Raw genomic sequence first — 16,771 nt, 5'->3', positions numbered from 1 at the left:
TTACAGTCCATCAAAGGGGCGCGGCTCGACTGCGGCAGGCGCAATGGGCCTGGCGTCGGTGCGACTGACTGCAACAGCCTTGTTGGCCTGGCGCAGTTTGGAATAGAGGGGAATCACCACACTGACCAGCACCATGCCGGCACCGATCAACACGCCGACCAGCAGCGCGACGATGATCGCGATCCCGGAGGTCGTGCGCACACTGGAGAAGAGGAAGTCGAGAGTGACGTCCTGGGAATTGACCGCACCGATGATCAGACCGACCAGCAGGAAGGCCAGCATCACCAGCAAACGAAACACCTTCATGGCCAGACTCCGTCGAAAGAGGCTTAGCTTAACCGAGCCGACATAAACACAGCGGCAGAACGACTTTAGTCAGCCGCATCCAGCAGATCGACCGGGACCACGGAGCTGACACGCTCACGCAATTCCTTGCCGGGCTTGAAATGCGGAACATGCTTGCCAGGCAACGCGACCGACTCGCCGGTCTTCGGATTACGGCCAAGACGTGGCGGGCGGTAATGCAGCGAGAAGCTGCCAAACCCGCGGATTTCGATCCGATCACCATCGGAGAGCGCCTGCCCCATCATTTCCAGCAGCGATTTGACTGCCAGATCCACGTCGTCCGCCTTCAGATGCGCTTGACGTTGCGCCAGGATTTCAATCAATTCGGACTTGGTCATGGGAAGACTTGCTTTTTTCGACTGACACATCGGAATCGGCCCGGGCAAGCCCGGGCCGATCCATCACGCTCTTGCGAGCGCTACGCGCTTACTCGGACTTGTTGCTGTTCAACTGTGCACGCAGCAGCGCGCCCAGCTGAGTCATGCCACCGGATGCGGCCGAAGACTGGTATTCCTCCAGCGTTTCGCGCATTTCGGCATCGTCCTTGGCCTTGATCGACAGCTGCAGGGTGCGGCCCTTGCGGTCCATGCCCACGAACTTGGCTTCAATCTTGTCGCCGACCTTCAGGTGCTGGGTCGCATCGTCCACACGCTCGTTGGCGATGTCGCGTGCAGCAACGTAGCCTTCGATGCCATCGGCCAGGTCGATCGTGGCGCCCTTGGCATCCACTTCACGCACCACGCCCTCGACCTTCGAACCCTTCGGGTTGGAAGCCATGTACTGGCCGAACGGATCCTGCTCCAGCTGCTTGACGCCCAGGCTGATGCGCTCACGCTCCGGATCGACTGCCAGCACAACGGCTTCCAGCGTGTCGCCCTTCTTGTAGTTGCGCACGACATCTTCGCCGGTGGTGTTCCAGCTGATGTCGGACAGGTGGACCAGGCCGTCGATGCCGCCGTCCAGACCGATGAAGATGCCGAAGTCGGTGATCGACTTGATCTGACCGGACACCTTGTCGTTCTTCTTGTGGGTGGCGGCGAAGGTTTCCCACGGATTGGCGGCAACCTGCTTCATGCCCAGCGAGATGCGGCGACGCTCCTCGTCGACATCCAGCACCATCACTTCGACTTCGTCACCAACCTGCACAACCTTGGACGGGTTGACGTTCTTGTTGGTCCAATCCATCTCGGAGACGTGCACCAGACCTTCGACGCCCGGCTCGATCTCGACGAATGCGCCGTAATCGGTGACGTTGGAGACCTTGCCGAACACGCGGCTGTTGGCCGGGTAACGACGTGCGATGTTGTCCCACGGATCTTCGCCCAGCTGCTTCAGGCCGAGGCTGACGCGGTTACGCTCGCGATCGAACTTCAGCACGCGCACGTCCAGCTCGTCGCCGACATTGACGACTTCGGACGGATGGCGCACGCGCTTCCAGGCCATGTCGGTGATGTGCAGCAGACCGTCGATACCGCCCAGGTCCACGAACGCGCCGTAATCGGTCAGGTTCTTGACCACGCCCTTCAGGATCGCGCCTTCCTGCAGCTTGTCCATCAGCTGCTCGCGCTCTTCCGAGTGCTCGCTCTCGACCACGGCACGACGCGAGACCACCACGTTGTTGCGCTTGCGGTCCAGCTTGATCAGCTTGAACTCGAGCTCCTTGCCTTCCAGGTAGGCCGGGTCGCGCACCGGGCGCACATCCACCAGCGAACCAGGCAGGAACGCGCGGACATCCTTGATGTCCACGGTGAAACCACCCTTGACCTTGCCGCTGATGCGGCCGGTGATGGTTTCGTTCTTTTCCAACGCCTCTTCCAGCTCGTCCCACACCATTGCGCGCTTGGCCTTCTCGCGCGACAGCACGGTCTCACCGAAGCCGTTCTCGATGGAGTCGAGGGCAACCTTGACCTGGTCGCCGACGCCGACATCGATCTCGCCAGCGTCATTACGGAACTGCTCGATCGGCACGATGCCTTCGGACTTCAGGCCAGCGTTGATCACCACCACGTCGCCGCGCACTTCCACGACGGTACCGGTGACGATCGAGCCCGGCTTCAGCTTCGCCAGATTGGCTTGACTGGCTTCGAACAGTTCAGCAAAAGATTCTGTCATTTGAATTTTACTCAGTTGAACACACGGGCGTTGATCGTCGAATACGACAGATGCCAAGCGCCCAGCCTGTTGGTCGACTCCGGACAGCGAGTCGGTTAAGTAGTAATAGAACCGCCACACGGGATGTGCGACGGAGCCTTGGAACGCCTTACGGTCGGCGGGACATACCCGCTTGCGGAACGCTTACGACGACGTGCGAACGGCTAACAACCCAACCACACGCTGGACGACATCCTCGATCCCCATTCCGCTGGTATCGATCAGCACGGCGTCTTCGGCCGGCCGCAATGGCGCCACCACCCGCTGCGCATCACGGGCATCTCGAGCCATGATCTCGCGCAGCAGGTCCTCAAAGATAACCGAAACACCCTTTTCCATCAACTGTTTATGGCGACGGCCCGCACGTTCTTCAGCACTGGCGGTCAGAAACACCTTGTAGGCGGCATCGGGGAAGATCACCGTACCCATGTCGCGCCCGTCTGCGACCAGGCCGGGCGCCCGCCTGAATGCGCGTTGCCGCTCTTTCAGTGCGCTACGCACCTCAGGGATGGCGGCAATCGCCGAAGCCAGCGCACCGGTCGTCTCAAGGCGCAGTTCGCCGGTGGCATCCACCCCGTTGACCAGTACCCGCAGCCCCGCCTCGCCGGCATCGTCGAAGTCCACCTTGGTGTCGAAGGTGCAGCGCACCAGCGCGGCCGGGTCGGAAACGTCCAGATCGGCCCAGCTCGCCGCCACGCCCACCGCGCGGTACAGCGCACCCGAATCGAGGTAATGCCAGCCCAGCCGTGCGGCTACGATCCGGCTCACGGTGCCCTTGCCGGCGCCGGAGGGACCATCGATGGTGAGAACGGGCGAAAGGTCGGTCATTCAGGTTTCCGGAAGGTCATCAGGCGGTAGTGTAGCGCCGCTGATTGGAATTCGGATGCAACCACTTGAAAGCACGACGAAAAGCCGGTTAGAATTGCCGGCTTAATTCCGGGTGCACCCTCGATTGCGGGCACTCTTCCATCGAATCCAACCGTTTACGCCGAGGTGTGCCATGAAAGTCCTGTCCTCCCTGAAGTCTGCGAAGACCCGTCACCGCGACTGCAAGGTGGTCCGCCGCCGCGGCAAGGTCTTCGTGATCTGCAAGTCGAACCCGCGTTTCAAGGCGCGTCAGCGCTAAGCCTTTGCCGCGCGCGCAAGACCCGAGAAAGCCGCCTCCGGGCGGTTTTTTCTTGGCCGGTGTCTCAGGTCGGTGGTTGCGACATGCCGGCTGCACTGTCTCAGGTCTTGGCCGGCTCCGCGTAACGGTGGAGCTGGCAGGCATCCGGGGCGGCGTTGGGTGACACTGCTCTGCAAGCACGCCCGTCCTGGTTTTTGCTGTAATCACCATCCGAATCTTGTCCACTGGGGAGTAGATGACATGCGCAACCGTTTGTTTGGCCTGCCGTTGATCGCGTTGATGGGGATCAGTGCCGTTGCCTGGGCCGATACGCTACTGGTCGACCGTGCACAGCAAAAGCCTGCCGCTGCCCTGCCCTTGCGCGGCGACAGCATGAGTCAGGTCCAAGGCCGTTACGGCGCGCCGCAGGAAAAGCTGGCACCGCGCGGTGGCCAGAAGCGCCAGTGGCCGACGATCCATCGCTGGGTGTATCCGGCCTTCACCGTGTACTTCGAAAAGAGCCGGGTGATCGACGTGGTGGCCAATCAGGCCAATGCCAACGAGATCGGGCCCAAACCGCCGATCAGGTGATCGCGGGTTGTTCGGGCTCCAGCGGATGGAGACTGCAACAGTGGGCTGATCCGATGATGCAAAAAGCGATCACCGTGGGTCGCCAAGGCGAATCCTTCGAAAGGGCGATTTGACGTCAATCCCTCGCAAGAGCCGATTTGACGCGAGTCCCTCGCAAGAGCCCGCACGTCCATGTGCGGGGATTGAATTAACGGCCCGGCGTTGCCTGGCATTGATTAGGTAGTTGCAAGTTATGACCGATAGCGTTCGCTTTCCTGCCGAGTGGGAACCTCAGTCCGCCGTGTTGATTGCGTGGCCGCACGCGGGCACCGACTGGGCCGAGCGTCTTGCCGAGGTGGAGGAGACCTATATCGCGCTGGTCGCGGCGATTTCCCGTTTCGAGCCGGTGATCGTGTGCGTGGCCGATGACGATCTGCAGATCTATGCGGAAGCGCGGCTGCGCTCGGCACGGGTGGATATGGCGCGGGTGCGCTTCGTGATTGCGGCTTACAACGACACCTGGCTACGCGATTCCGGCCCGATCACGCTGCGCCAGGATGGCGGTTTCCGCCTGATGGATTTCCGCTTCACCGGCTGGGGCGGCAAGTTCGAGGCCAGCCTGGACGATCAACTGGTCACCTCGCTGGACGCGGCCCGGGTGTTCGTATCCTCGCAGGTGCAGACGGTCGACTTTGCATTGGAAGGCGGTGCAATCGAGACCGATGGTGCGGGCACCTTGCTGACCACCTGGAAATGCCTGCACGAGCGGCATCCGCAGCGCACGCGCGATTCGCTGAGTGCCGATCTTGCCGCGTGGCTGGCGCAGGACCGCGTGCTGTGGCTGGATCACGGCTATCTGGAAGGCGACGACACCGACGCGCATATCGATACGCTGGCGCGCTTCGCCGGCCCGGATGCGATCGTCTACCAGGGCTGCGATGTGGCCAGCGATTCGCATTACACCGAACTGCAGGCGATGGGCACCGAACTGGCTACATTGCGCAAGGCCGATGGGCAGCCGTATCGCCTGTTCGCGTTGCCCTGGGCAGAGCCGATCCTGGATCAAGGCCGGCGCCTGGCGGCCTCGTACGCCAATTTCCTGATCGTCAACGGTGCGGTGCTGATGCCGGCTTACGGCGACAAGGCCGACGCGAGCGCGCAGGCAGTGCTGGCCGAGGCGTTTCCGCAGCACGCCATCGTGCCGGTGCCGTGCCGCCCATTGATCTGGCAGAACGGCAGCCTGCACTGTTTGACCATGCAACTGCCCGCCGGTCTGCTGGCCGCCTGAGTCACTCCTGTTCCGGCCGGCAGGCCGGTGTTACACCATCGCGCGCTACCTTAGTGCGTCACCTAGCTGGACGAATCGCCATGACCCGTCATCTCCTTCCCGTCGCGCTGATCCAGGAGCGCAACCACGGCGACGCCGCGGCCAATCTGGCCATCATCGAATCGCGCGTGGCCGAAGCTGCCGCACAGGGCGCCAGGCTGGTGCTGCTGCAGGAACTGCACAACGGTGCGTATTTCTGCCAGCACGAGTCGGTGGACGAATTCGACCTGGCCGAGCCGATCCCCGGCCCCAGCACCGAGCGGCTGGGCGCGCTGGCCAAGCAACACGGCGTGGTGCTGGTGGCCTCGTTGTTCGAGCGCCGCGCGGCCGGGCTGTATCACAACACCGCCGTGGTGTTCGAAAAGGACGGCCGCCTGCTCGGCAAGTACCGCAAGATGCATATCCCGGACGATCCGGGCTTCTATGAAAAGTTCTATTTCACCCCGGGCGATCTGGGCTTTGCGCCGATCGACACCTCGGTCGGCCGGCTCGGCGTGCTGGTGTGCTGGGACCAGTGGTACCCCGAAGCGGCGCGCCTGATGGCGCTGGCCGGTGCGGAACTGCTGCTCTACCCCACCGCGATCGGCTGGGATCCGGATGACCAGCAACCCGAGCAGGAGCGCCAGCGCGATGCCTGGGTGCTCAGCCATCGCGGCCATGCGGTCGCCAATGGGGTGCCGGTGCTGTCGTGCAACCGCGTCGGCCATGAGCCCTCGCCGTTGGGCGCGTCGGGCATCCAGTTCTGGGGCAACAGCCATGTGCTGGGGCCGCAGGGCGAGTTCATCGCCGAAGCCGGACAGGACCCGACGGTGCTGGTGTGCGACGTCGACCTGCAGCGCAGCGAACACGTGCGCCGCATCTGGCCGTTCCTGCGCGATCGCCGCATCGATGCGTATGGCGACCTGCTCAAGCGCTACATCGACTGACCGCATGCCTGTCGAGTTGCGCAATGTCCGCGACGCGGACATCCCGGCAATCACGGTCGGAGTGTTCACCGGTATCGGCCGCAAGCATGGTCGCTGGCTGGACGGCGTGCAGATGCAACGCGCGCTCGGCTCCAGTGACACCGCCCCTCCTTCTGATGAATGACCCCATGACTGAGCAAACCACCCACGTTCTGGACGATGCGTTGTCCGGCCAGCCGCATCGCATCGTCGAACGCGATGGCGTGCGCTATACGTTGCTAGGTACCGCGCACGTGTCACTGGCCAGCGTGGCCGCAGTGCAGCGGGCGATCGGCAGCGGCCGCTACGACGCGGTGGCGGTGGAGCTGGATGCGCAGCGCCTGCAGGCGCTCAGCGATCCGGATGCCCTCGCCCGTCTGGACCTGGTACAGGTGATTCGTAAGGGCCGGGTGGCCTTGTTCGCGGCGAACCTCGCCCTGGCCGCCTACCAGCGCCGCCTGGCCAAGCAGCTCGGCATCGAGCCGGGCGCAGAGTTGAAGGAAGCGGTGAATCTGGCGCGCGCGCAAGGCCTGCCCGTGCACCTGATCGATCGCGAAGTCGGCCTGACCTTCAAGCGCGCGTCCGGGCGGCTGGGATTCTTCGGCAAGATGAAACTGGCCGCCGGCCTTCTCGGCGGTCTGTTCGCGGCTGACGAGGTGGGCGAAGAAGAAATCGAAAAGCTCAAACAAGGCGACATGCTGGAGGCGAGCTTCGGCGATTTTGCCAGCGAAAGCCCGGAGCTTTACGAGACCGTGATTGCCGAGCGCGACCAGTACATGGCCACGCGCCTGCGCGAGGAAGCCACTACGGATCAGCGCGAGATACTGGCGGTGGTCGGTGCAGGGCATCTGGCCGGTCTTGCGCGCCACCTCGAACAGGACACCGCCGCACCCGGCCCATTGCGCGAGTCGCTGGAATACGTGCAGCAGCGCAAGCGCATTCCGTGGATCACATTGGGCATCCTGGCGATCATCATCACCGGCATCGGCATCGGGTTCTGGCGCGGCGGTCTGAGCATGGGCGCGGACCTGTTGTTGCAGTGGGCGATGTATACCGGCGGACTGGCGGCGTTGGGTTGCCTGTTGGCCGGCAGCCATCCCTTGAGCATCCTCACCGCGGCGGTCGTGGCGCCTTTCAAGCCGTTCCGCCTGAGCGTGCCGACCGGTGCGTTTGCGGCCCTGGTCGAAGTGCATATGCGCAAGCCGGCCTACGGCGATTTCCTGTCGCTACGCGACGACGCGCAGACCTTGCGCGGCTGGTACCGCAATCGCGTCTCACGCGTGGTGCTGACCTTCCTGCTGACCAACGTGGGCAGCATGGCGGGCGTGTGGCTGGCCGGTGTGCAGATCTTCAATCGCCTGCATGGGTGAGCGTGGCGGCGCTGCAATCTGGTGCTTCTCGTAGGAGCGCACCCGGGCGCGATGGGGCATTACCGGTACCGCCCCATCGCGCCCGGGTGCGCTCCTACGGCATTCGATCGCTTGCGCGCGGCTACGGCGCGGACTGCGCCTGTGGCGCGAGCTGCAGGCGCACCCAGACGCCGTAGTGGTCCGAGGCCCAGCGACCTTCGGCATACGGCGTGTCGAACAGGATGCGCGCTTCGCGGGCCAGCAGGCGGTTCTGCTGAAAGAACACGTGGTCGATCCGCGCCGGCGTGTCGAAGACATGCAGGTTCAAGGTGCTGACGCTGGCGTCGCCGTTGCGGTGCACGCTGCCGTAGCTGTCGCCGTAGCCCTTGCGTAGCGCTTCCAGATCCAGGGCATCGGCGGCGGTGTTGAAGTCGCCGGCAATCACGACCGGTGCCTGATTGCTGTTGGAGGAAATGAAGTCCAGCAAGTCGGCGACCTGACGCGTACGTGTGGCCGTGCCGCGTGCATCGGCACGCTCGTTGAGGTGGGTGACGTAGACATTGATCGGTTGGCCATCGATATCGACCTGCAGATGCGCGGCAACGCGGTAATCGTCCAGCGGCTGCAGCAGGCGCTGATGCCGGGCCAGCACCCTGCGCCGGCTCAGCAACGCGTTGCCGTAGCGCTTGGGCGCGCCGACCGGATCGACCGATGCGAAGGTGTAGTCGTAACCCAGCTTGCGCGCGAGCCAGGCGGCCTGGTTCTCCACGCTGTCGCGGCGTTCGATCACTTCCTGCAGCGCGATCACGTCCGGCGCCAGCTGCTTGAGCTGTTTGGCGATATAAGCGCGACGCGCCGGCCAGTCTTCGCGGTCGTGGTGCAGGTTGAGCGTGACCAGGGTCATCTCGCGCTGCGTCGGGCCCGGCGGCTGCACTGGCTGGGATGCGCGTTCTGCACGATCGGTCTGGTTGACCTGTGCGGGTTGCGCGACCTGCAGGGCGTGGCTGGCCTGCGTGGCGTGTACAGCGCCGACGCACAGCAGCAGCGCCACCCACACGACCGGCCGACGGGCACCACGCCGCGCCAGCGCTGCCCTGCTCGGTCGAGCTGCGCCATTCATTGCGTAGCGCGCTCGGCCCGCCGCACCGCGCTGGGCACATCGATCTGCACAGTGGCCGGCAGCTGTTGAATCCGCAGTTCGCCGTTGTGCCATTGCGCCGATTCGCCGTTGATGCTGGCCTTGCCGGGCGTGCCCTGGTACGGCCACGGCAACACCACCCCGCCCGGCGGCAGGATCAGGCCCGGCTGCAGTTGCAGCACCAGCTGCTTGTCGGTGCGCTGCAAGGTGTAATTGAGGCGCCCATAGGGCGTACGCAGTTCGGCGATGCCGATGCCTTTGCCCTCGAACCAGCGCGTCGGGGTGCCGGCAGCGATGACCAGGCTGGCGTCGGATTCGCGTCCGTAGGCGAACATGTCCAGCACCGAGCGCACGAAATCCGAGGCGACCCAGGCGTGCGGCAGGTCGCCGACGAAGAACGGCGTGCGCGGCGTGCGCGAGACCACTTCGGCCCATTGGTTCCAGGGTTGCGGCGCACGGTCCTTGAAGAAGAACGCGGTGGCGTCCCAGGCGCGGTCACGCCAGCCCAGGCGCACGAATGTGGCCACGTTGCGCCATTCGTAGGGCGTGTAGTCCTTCCATGCGCGCTTGCCGTCGCGGCGCTCGGAAAACTCCTTCCAGTAGCGTTCGAAGGTATTGGTCAGCAGGTCCTGCGGCAGGCGTTGCTGCTCGCCACCCGGCGCCAGCGCGATGGTGGTGGAGGTCGCATCGAAGTCGCCGAGCTCGGCCGAGCCGGGCAGGAAATCGAGACCGTGCTGGCGCACCGCCGCACCCAGCGAGGCGACCAGGTCGCCACTGAATTCGTCGCGTGCAGTGCTGAAGCGGGCGACCTCGTCGGGCTTGTCGAGCGCGCCGGCCAGCATCGCCGCATCCTTGTAGCCGCGCAGCGCCCAGAAGTTGTCCCAGTACGAATGCACCGGCTTGGCCGAATAACCTTCGTGGCTGATCGACACCGGCATCATTCCGTAGAAGGCCGGGTTGCGCATGAAGTTGTCTTCGGTGCGCTCGCTGGCGCGCAGCTTTTCCATGTAGTCGTAGGCGCCGGTCACGTGCGGCCACATCTTTTCCAGGAACGCCTTGTCGCCGGTGTAGCGGTAGTACTCGGCGATGTTGAAGATCAGCTCGCCATGGCTGTCGTTCTCGGGCACCGGGTCGCTGCCGCGGTCGTCCACGCAGCACGGCACCATGCCGTCGGCGAACTGATACGGGGCGAACCAGTCGACGTACTCGCGCACCACGTCTTCGCGCCCGAGCCGCAGCAGGCCTTCGGAAATCATCGCGCCGTCGCGGATCCAGCTGCGCGAATACGAGCGTGTGCCGGGCTGCAACCGCGGGCCGATGCGCGAGATCAGCATGTGCGCCAGCGCCGTGCGCAAGGTGTCGACCACCGGCTTGCCTTCGGCCGGCACGCTGATGCGCACGCGATCAAGCTTGCTGCGCCACTGCTGGGCCACCTGCTGCTGCGCCTTGTCGGCATCGAAGTCGGCCGGCAGTTGCGCGGTGCCGGTCTGCGGAATCACCAGCGCCACCTCGCGCCGTTGGCCAGGCTCGAGCTTCCAGCGATACAGCAGCACGCCCGAGGCCAGGCCGGTGTCGTCCTTGACCTGGGTGATCGCCGGCGGGGTGGCGGCAGTGAGATGGCTGACATCCATGCCGCTGTCGAAAGCGCTGGCAAAACCGGCATCCGGACGCTGTGCGGCGAATACGCGCGGCCTGCCGTTGACGCTGACCTGCGCACCGTCCACCGCCAGTTGTTCGATCCGGCTGACGCCGCCCAGGGTATTGAGGAACTGCGCCGGCGGATTGACCTGGAACGGCCGCACTGCCAACGCCAGGGTGAACTCGCGCGCCTCCTTGCCGGTGTTGTGCAGCTGATAGCGTGCGACCAGTTGCGCCTGCTCCGGGGTGCCCTGCACGAACGCGGTCACGCGCAGGTTCATCAGGTCGTGATGCCAGTCGACGCTGGGAATCGGCAGGTAATCGTCCTGCAGGCTCTGCTCGCTGCTGACGTCGGACCAGTGCAGCAGCTTGCCGCCGGTGACCACGAACGGCTCGATGCTGAAGCCGCCCTTGCCCACTTCCACCGCGCCGTCCTCGCCGATCAGGCCCTGCTCGGTGCCGCCATCCAAACCCAGGATGGTCCAGTACGGCTGCTCGCCGGAGAAACCGCGCGGATAGCTGCCGCGCGGCATCTGTGCGGCAAGCGACTTGATGAAATCGTTCGGGGTCGCCGCAAACGCCAGCGGCTGCAGTTGCACTTCCTTGATGCCGTAGCGCCAGTTGGGGCCGTCCTTGAGATCAAAACGCAGGTAACGCGCCTCGGTGTCCGGCAGTGCCAGCCAATCGGTGCCGCCGGCACCGGCGGTGACGGTACGCAGGTCGCGCCAGCCGCGCCCGTCGCTGGACGCGCGCACCACGTATTGCGAGGCCTGCAGGCCGGGCACCCACTGCACCACTGCGCCGCCGAATTCGCGCACCTTGCCCAGATCCAGCGTGACGGTCTGTTGCTTGACCGCGCCGCTGAGCCAGAAGGTCTCCGGCTTGCCGTCGGCCAGGCGTTGTTCCAGTGCGGGCGCGGTATCGGTGATGGCCTCGGCCTTCAATGGCGAGGTGTCTTCCGGCGGCAGCGGCGTGAGCGTCAGGCGGTCGAAGCACACCGTGCCCTTGCCGCCGACCTTGTTGTAGATGGTGAATTCGACATCCGCGCTGCTGCGCAGCTGCTTATCCTGACCCGGGCCCCAGGCCTTTTCGATGTTGCGCCTGCGATAGCCGACGGTGGTCCAGTTCTTCGGGAAGTTGAAGCCGGGCCGGTTGATCCACCACACGTTGTCGCCGCTGGCGTCGATCAGTTTGACCTGCAGGTCGTTGGACGGCGACTCGCCGCGCAGCGCAAAGCCGATGCGGTAATTGTCCGGATAGTCGATCGGCAGGCTGCGGCGGATGCCGACATAGCCGGATACGCCGTTGAAGTTGTAGTCCAGGCACAGGGCATGCCCGCCGGAACTGGTGGCCACCGGTCGCAGCGAACCGCTGACCTGGTTGGAGACCACCAGGCGCCAGGCGCTGATGTCGTTGAAGCCGTCGAGCACGCGTTCCTGCGCCTGCGCCGTGACCGCAGACGTGGCAACAGCGGTCATGGCAAGCAATCGCAGGAACATTGGCTTCACCCCTTCACACTCCCCAGCAGAAGACCTTGGATGTAGTAGCGCTGCAGCGCGACGAACAATAGCAGCACCGGAATCACCGTCACCACTGCGCCGGCCATCATCAGCTCCACGTCCATGATGTGCTCGCGCGACAGCGCCGCCAGCGCCACCGGCAAGGTGTACTGCTCCTGGTCGGTCAGCACGATCAGCGGCCACATGAAGTCGTTCCACGAGCCCATGAAGGTGAAGATGGTCAGGGTGACCAGTACCGGCTTGAGCATCGGCAGCACGATCTGGAAGAAGATCCGCATCTCGCTGGCACCGTCGATGCGCGCGGCCTCGATCAGTTCGTCGGGAATGCTGCGCGCGTACTGGCGCACCAGGAAGATGCCGAACACCGTCGCCAGCGCCGGCACCACCACCCCGCCGATGTTGTTGACCAGATGCAGCTGCTTCATCAACAGGAACAGCGGCAGCATCGCCACCTGCGCCGGAATCACCAATGCCGCCATCAGGATCTTGAAGATGCGCTCGCGGCCAACGAACTGCAGCTTGGCGAACGCATAGCCGGCCATGGTGTTGATCAGCAGCGAGCCGAGCGTGATCAGCCCGGACACCATCAGGCTGTTGGCGAAGTTGCGCGCCATGCCGGTGCGCGCGAACAGCTCGTGGTAATTGGCGGTGGTGAATGCCGAGGGCAGCATCGGCGGCGGGAAGCGGCTGGCCTCGCCGGTGGGCATGAACGACACCGACAGCATCCACAGCAGCGGCGCCAGGCTGACCAGCGCCAGCAGCAGCAGGCCACCATTGATCAGCACGCCGTTCCAGCGCGATTGGCCGACATCACGACTCATATCAAATCTCTCTTGCGGCCGAAGCGCAGCATCACGGTGGTCACCGCCAGGATGATCAAAAACAGCAGGAACGCCACCGCCGACGCGCGGCCCAGGTTCCACCACTTGAAGCCTTCCTCGAACATGAAGTACAGCACGCTCACGGTGCTTTGCAGCGGGTCGCCGCGGGTCATCACGTAGGGCTCGGCGAACAGCTGGAAATAGCCGGAGATGGTGATCACCCCGACCACCATCAGCACCGGGCCGAGCATCGGCAGGGTGATATGCAGAAACTGCTTCCAGCGCGAGGCACCATCGATGCGCGCAGCCTCATACAGGTCCTGCGGAATGGCCTGCAGCCCGGCCAGGAAGATCACCATGTTGTAGCCGAAGTTCTTCCATACCGCGAACAGCATGATGGTCGGCATCGCCCAGCGCGGGTCGCCCAGCCAGTCGATCGGGGCGATGCCCAGATGGCTCAGGCCGAAGTTCACCAGGCCGTACTTGATGTGGAACAGATAGCGCCAGATCACCGCCACCGCCACCAGCGTGGTCACCACCGGGGCGAACAAGGCGGTACGGAACAGCGCCTTGAAGCGCGAGGCCTTGGCATTGAGCAGCAATGCCGCGCCCAGCGACACCCCGATCGACATCGGCACGCCCAGCAGCACGAAGTACGTAGTGTTCCACAACGACTTCCAGAACAGCGGCGTCTGCAGCAGGTCGATGTAGTTGCCCAGGCCCACGAAGCGCAAATGGCCGCTGTCGGCCAGCGCGTACAGATCGAAATCGGTGACGCTGAGCACCAGCGCGGCGAACACCGGCACGCCGAAGAACATGCCCAGCACCAGGATCGACGGCGCGGCGAACACCCAGCCGGCGACGGAATTACGCCTCATCATCGTGCTGCTCCCTTGTCCGCTGCCGGCACTGGCGCGGCGGCAGATGTCGCCGCAGGCGTTGCAGATGCACCGGCCGGACCGACATGCCCGCCCTCCTGTTCGAAGATCCAGCGGCGCTTGGCCAGAATCTCGTCCACGCGTTTATCCAGCTCCTGCACGGCGGCCTCGTGCGATTGACCGCCACGCACCACGCGCTCGGTCACCAGGCGCATTTCCTGCACGATGCGCTCCCACTCCAGCACCTTGGGCGTGGCCTTGACCCGCTCCAGCTGGTCGCCGAAGGCATGCGCCAGTTCGTCGTTGGCCAGCGAGGGCAACTTCCAGGTGCTGCGACGCGGCGGCAGGTCGCCGATGATGGCGTGGAAGCGCGCCTGCACCTGCGGCTGCGACAGGTATTCGATCAGCTTCCAGCTGGCGTCCTTGTGCTGCGACGACTTGAAGATCACCAGGCTGGAACCGCCGGCAATCCCCGCGCCCAGGCCGTTGGGTCCCGGCAGCGCCGCGGTACCCCACTTGCCTTCCATGCCCGGCGGCTGGCGCAGCTTGAACTCGCGCACGTTCCACGGGCCGGACAGATAGAACGCGTAATAGCCGTTGAAGAACTCGTACCAGACGTTGGAGACCTGGGTCTCGGAAACCTTCGGCGCCCAGCCTTTCTGATACATGGTGTCGTAGAAGCCCAGCGCCTTGCGGAAGCCCTCGCCGCGGAAGTTGCCGTAGTTGTCGTGGTCGCGCAGCAGGCGGTCGTCCTGCTGCAGCGCGAACGACAGCTGCTGCTCGAACTCGTTGAGCGGCATCAGGATGGCGTAGCGGTCCGGGCCGACCTTGCGCTTGATCGCCGCCATCACCTGTTGCATCTCGGCCCAGGTCTTGGGCATCTCGCTGTAACCGGCCTCGCGCAGCAGGTCCTTGCGATAGAACAGCAGCCGGGTGTCCACATACCACGGCACGCCATACAGGGTGCCGTCGACCAGATTGGTGTCCCACACGCCGGGGAAATAGTCCTGCGGGTCGACGCTCCTGGAACGCGCCACATACGGCTGCATCGGTTCCAGCGTGTCCAGCAGGGCGAACTCCGGCAGCCAGGTGTTGCCGAGCTGGCACACGTCCGGCAAGCCATCGGCGGCAAAGGCGGTCAGCAGTTTTTCGTGCGCCGCGGTCATCGGGATGTTCTGCACATCCACGTCGATATCGGGGTTTTGCTTCTCGAAGTCGGTCACCAGCTCGGCGACCACCTCGGCCTCCTTGCCCATGGCCCAGAAGCGCACGGTGGTCTTGCCGGGGTCGGAGCGTTCGCATCCCGCCACACCCAGACACAGTGCAGCGGCGATCATCAACAGTTTCAAAAGGCGCACGGATTACTCGGGTTTTTGGCGTTGCGAGGGGTCTTGCTGGGCCTGGGCGGCGGCGGCGCGCGACTCGGCCATGCCCAGCGCGCGGGCGGCGGCCTTCTGCTCGTCCTTCTGCGGCGCCGGCTGCGGCTCGCCTTCGGGGGTGAGCCAGCCGCCGGTGAAGCCGGCGCGTTCCAGACCGGCCCGGATGTAGGGGTTCTTCTTCATCACGGTCCAGACGAATTCGTTCTGGTAGTTGGCGATCATCGCCAGGATCGGGCCCTGGTCGATGGCGATGTAGTCGCTGGCCACCCAGCCACGGTCCGGCACCATACGCCCGGTCTTGAGCGGGATGTCGTAGTTGAAGCTGGGATTGAACGAGTCCAGAAAGCCGTAGCTGGAATACAGGAAATCACCATAGCGCTTGTGCATTTCCTCAGTGGCCGGGATCACCACTTCCGGGGCGAACACGATCGAGGAGATCGCCGCCGACGGCACGATGGTGCCGTCGTCGAAGTTCTCGCGCAGGCCGGCGCCGCGCGAGGAGTAGTGGCGGAACTGGCGCTGCTCGCCACGGTATTCCTGGCTGGTGTTCTGCGGGCCATCGCCGGCGGTTAGGCCCCAGACGTTCTCGCCGTAGTCCTTCCACTTCATCGGGTTGTCGATGGCGTAGTCGCGCTGGGCCAGGGTGGCGCGGCGGCTGTTGAGGAAATAGTCGATGCCGCGTTCGCGCATGTACTGGTCCTGGATATCGCGGAAATCGATCCAGACATGGCTGTACTGGTGACCGAACAGCGGGCCGAAGGACAGGTATTCCTGGCCCTGGTAGACGCCCCAGTCGTTGTTGTAGGTGCGGGTCCAGCTGGTCCACGCATCCACATCCACACCGTGGGTCGGCGAGCCGAGCGCGAGGATGTACAGCATCATCGCCTCGTTGTAGCCCATCCAGTCGTGGTCGATGAAGCCGCTCTCGGGGAACCAGCCCATCGAGATCAGCGGCGCGCGCTGCTGCAGCCAGCGCCAGTCCACGCGCTTGTACAGCGCATCGGCGATCTGCCGGATCTCTTTCTCGCGCGGGTCGTCGCCGTCGTAATACGACTGGGTGAACAACACGCCCATCATCAGCAGCGCGGTGTCCACGCTCGACAGCTCGACCCAGCTGTCGTAACGGTTGCCCTGCTGCATGTCCAGAAAGTGGTAGTAGAAGCCCTTGTACCCGGCCCTACCGGTCCGCTGCGGCCCCATTGGCGCATCGCGGAAGAATTTGAGTGTGGTCAGGGTGCGGTCGATCGCCTGATTGCGACTGACCCAGCCGTTCTCGATGCCGATCGGGTACGCGGTCAGCGCAAACCCCACCGAGGCGATGCTGGCGAACGGGCGCGACGGAAACCGGTCCGGCGACAGCCCATTGAGTTCGTTGGTGGTGTCCCAGAAAAACTGGAAGGTGCGGCGCTCGATGTCCGAGAACAGCGGCGGCAGCGGCGGTTTGACTGGCTTGGGTGGCAGCTGCGCTTCCACCAGGATGATTTTCACCGGTGCCTTCTTTTCGGCCACTTTGGGTTGCTCGGCCTGTTTGCAGGACGCCAGTACCAGCGCACCCAGCAATAGTGGAATGGTCAACCAATACGACGTCCTGCCCCTGTTCATCCGC

At 64.4% G+C, this 16,771-nt stretch carries 15 protein-coding genes and 1 pseudogene; 6 read left to right on the top strand and 10 right to left on the bottom strand.

Annotated elements, in window-relative coordinates; translation table 11 throughout:
- The 4 genes from FHT09_RS07060 to cmk form a co-directional block, all read right to left on the bottom strand.
- Complete coding sequence (locus FHT09_RS07060; RefSeq protein WP_104537173.1) at nucleotides 1-306, bottom strand: LapA family protein; 306 nt, start codon at nucleotides 304-306, stop codon at nucleotides 1-3.
- Between the two features lie 65 nt (nucleotides 307-371).
- A complete protein-coding gene (locus FHT09_RS07055) occupies nucleotides 372-683 on the bottom strand; it encodes an integration host factor subunit beta (protein ID WP_104537172.1) in 312 nt (103 codons plus the stop codon).
- A gap of 88 nt (nucleotides 684-771) precedes the next feature.
- Nucleotides 772-2,457: a 30S ribosomal protein S1 gene (gene rpsA / locus FHT09_RS07050; protein WP_016903550.1), complete on the bottom strand. Its 1,686-nt coding sequence runs from the start codon at nucleotides 2,455-2,457 to the stop codon at nucleotides 772-774.
- 183 nt (nucleotides 2,458-2,640) lie between these two features.
- Nucleotides 2,641-3,324 (bottom strand): (d)CMP kinase, encoded by a 684-nt coding sequence (cmk, locus tag FHT09_RS07045; RefSeq protein ID WP_104604706.1) that lies wholly within the window; start codon nucleotides 3,322-3,324, stop codon nucleotides 2,641-2,643.
- Nucleotides 3,325-3,496: 172 nt separating this feature from the next.
- Here cmk and ykgO point away from each other — a divergent pair, with 172 nt between their 5' ends.
- From ykgO to FHT09_RS07015, 6 genes and pseudogenes are all read left to right on the top strand, one after another.
- Nucleotides 3,497-3,622: a type B 50S ribosomal protein L36 gene (gene ykgO, locus FHT09_RS07040; RefSeq protein ID WP_005913193.1), complete on the top strand. Its 126-nt coding sequence runs from the start codon at nucleotides 3,497-3,499 to the stop codon at nucleotides 3,620-3,622.
- Between the two features lie 240 nt (nucleotides 3,623-3,862).
- The gene (locus tag FHT09_RS07035) at nucleotides 3,863-4,192 is read left to right on the top strand and encodes a hypothetical protein (RefSeq protein WP_104604708.1); all 330 of its coding nucleotides are present in this window, start codon (nucleotides 3,863-3,865) and stop codon (nucleotides 4,190-4,192) included.
- Between the two features lie 232 nt (nucleotides 4,193-4,424).
- On the top strand, nucleotides 4,425-5,459 hold the full coding sequence (locus FHT09_RS07030; RefSeq protein WP_181141212.1) for an agmatine deiminase family protein: 1,035 nt from the start codon (nucleotides 4,425-4,427) through the stop codon (nucleotides 5,457-5,459).
- A gap of 80 nt (nucleotides 5,460-5,539) precedes the next feature.
- Nucleotides 5,540-6,424 (top strand): carbon-nitrogen hydrolase, encoded by an 885-nt coding sequence (locus FHT09_RS07025; RefSeq protein ID WP_104537168.1) that lies wholly within the window; start codon nucleotides 5,540-5,542, stop codon nucleotides 6,422-6,424.
- A gap of 52 nt (nucleotides 6,425-6,476) precedes the next feature.
- Nucleotides 6,477-6,587 (top strand): annotated as a pseudogene (locus tag FHT09_RS07020) (phosphinothricin acetyltransferase); the annotation flags it as partial.
- Between the two features lie 4 nt (nucleotides 6,588-6,591).
- Nucleotides 6,592-7,812, top strand: a complete 1,221-nt coding sequence (locus FHT09_RS07015; protein ID WP_181141213.1) for a TraB/GumN family protein — start codon at nucleotides 6,592-6,594, stop codon at nucleotides 7,810-7,812.
- Between the two features lie 121 nt (nucleotides 7,813-7,933).
- On the opposite strand, the gene FHT09_RS07010 is transcribed toward FHT09_RS07015, so the two are convergent.
- From FHT09_RS07010 to FHT09_RS06985, 6 genes are read right to left on the bottom strand one after another with little or no spacing between them, the layout of a single operon-like run.
- Nucleotides 7,934-8,911 carry an endonuclease/exonuclease/phosphatase family protein gene (locus FHT09_RS07010; RefSeq protein WP_230673832.1) on the bottom strand — a complete coding sequence of 326 codons (978 nt, stop codon included), beginning with the start codon at nucleotides 8,909-8,911 and terminating at the stop codon, nucleotides 7,934-7,936.
- Nucleotides 8,908-12,045, bottom strand: a complete 3,138-nt coding sequence (locus tag FHT09_RS07005; protein WP_181141214.1) for a discoidin domain-containing protein — start codon at nucleotides 12,043-12,045, stop codon at nucleotides 8,908-8,910. Before FHT09_RS07005 ends, FHT09_RS07010 begins: the two co-directional genes overlap by 4 nt.
- Nucleotides 12,046-12,071: 26 nt before the next feature.
- Nucleotides 12,072-12,908, bottom strand: coding sequence for a carbohydrate ABC transporter permease (locus FHT09_RS07000; protein ID WP_016904891.1), 837 nt, complete (start codon nucleotides 12,906-12,908; stop codon nucleotides 12,072-12,074).
- Nucleotides 12,905-13,789, bottom strand: coding sequence for a sugar ABC transporter permease (locus tag FHT09_RS06995; protein ID WP_104604716.1), 885 nt, complete (start codon nucleotides 13,787-13,789; stop codon nucleotides 12,905-12,907). Before FHT09_RS06995 ends, FHT09_RS07000 begins: the two co-directional genes overlap by 4 nt.
- Nucleotides 13,786-15,144, bottom strand: coding sequence for a sugar ABC transporter substrate-binding protein (locus tag FHT09_RS06990; protein ID WP_053045119.1), 1,359 nt, complete (start codon nucleotides 15,142-15,144; stop codon nucleotides 13,786-13,788). The genes FHT09_RS06995 and FHT09_RS06990 overlap by 4 nt, the downstream gene beginning before the upstream one ends.
- A gap of 3 nt (nucleotides 15,145-15,147) precedes the next feature.
- On the bottom strand, nucleotides 15,148-16,767 hold the full coding sequence (locus tag FHT09_RS06985; RefSeq protein ID WP_053045120.1) for a glucoamylase family protein: 1,620 nt from the start codon (nucleotides 16,765-16,767) through the stop codon (nucleotides 15,148-15,150).
- Nucleotides 16,768-16,771 lie beyond the last annotated feature (4 nt).

This window comes from Xanthomonas sp. CFBP 8152 (assembly GCF_014199025.1).
GTDB classification, from domain to species: Bacteria; Pseudomonadota; Gammaproteobacteria; order Xanthomonadales; family Xanthomonadaceae; genus Xanthomonas; species Xanthomonas arboricola_B.
This window is presented reverse-complemented; position numbering and strand designations above follow the sequence as displayed.

Coding starts and splice junctions, on each gene's coding strand:
- FHT09_RS07055 (WP_104537172.1), bottom strand. CDS start 683: ATGACCAAGTCCGAATTGATTGAAATCCTGGCGCAACGTCAAGCGCAT.
- FHT09_RS07060 (WP_104537173.1), bottom strand. CDS start 306: ATGAAGGTGTTTCGTTTGCTGGTGATGCTGGCCTTCCTGCTGGTCGGT.
- FHT09_RS06985 (WP_053045120.1), bottom strand. CDS start 16,767: ATGAACAGGGGCAGGACGTCGTATTGGTTGACCATTCCACTATTGCTG.
- cmk (WP_104604706.1), bottom strand. CDS start 3,324: ATGACCGACCTTTCGCCCGTTCTCACCATCGATGGTCCCTCCGGCGCC.
- FHT09_RS07015 (WP_181141213.1), top strand. CDS start 6,592: ATGACTGAGCAAACCACCCACGTTCTGGACGATGCGTTGTCCGGCCAG.
- FHT09_RS06995 (WP_104604716.1), bottom strand. CDS start 13,789: ATGATGAGGCGTAATTCCGTCGCCGGCTGGGTGTTCGCCGCGCCGTCG.
- FHT09_RS07025 (WP_104537168.1), top strand. CDS start 5,540: ATGACCCGTCATCTCCTTCCCGTCGCGCTGATCCAGGAGCGCAACCAC.
- rpsA (WP_016903550.1), bottom strand. CDS start 2,457: ATGACAGAATCTTTTGCTGAACTGTTCGAAGCCAGTCAAGCCAATCTG.
- ykgO (WP_005913193.1), top strand. CDS start 3,497: ATGAAAGTCCTGTCCTCCCTGAAGTCTGCGAAGACCCGTCACCGCGAC.
- FHT09_RS07030 (WP_181141212.1), top strand. CDS start 4,425: ATGACCGATAGCGTTCGCTTTCCTGCCGAGTGGGAACCTCAGTCCGCC.
- FHT09_RS07005 (WP_181141214.1), bottom strand. CDS start 12,045: ATGACCGCTGTTGCCACGTCTGCGGTCACGGCGCAGGCGCAGGAACGC.
- FHT09_RS07010 (WP_230673832.1), bottom strand. CDS start 8,911: ATGAATGGCGCAGCTCGACCGAGCAGGGCAGCGCTGGCGCGGCGTGGT.
- FHT09_RS07035 (WP_104604708.1), top strand. CDS start 3,863: ATGCGCAACCGTTTGTTTGGCCTGCCGTTGATCGCGTTGATGGGGATC.
- FHT09_RS07000 (WP_016904891.1), bottom strand. CDS start 12,908: ATGAGTCGTGATGTCGGCCAATCGCGCTGGAACGGCGTGCTGATCAAT.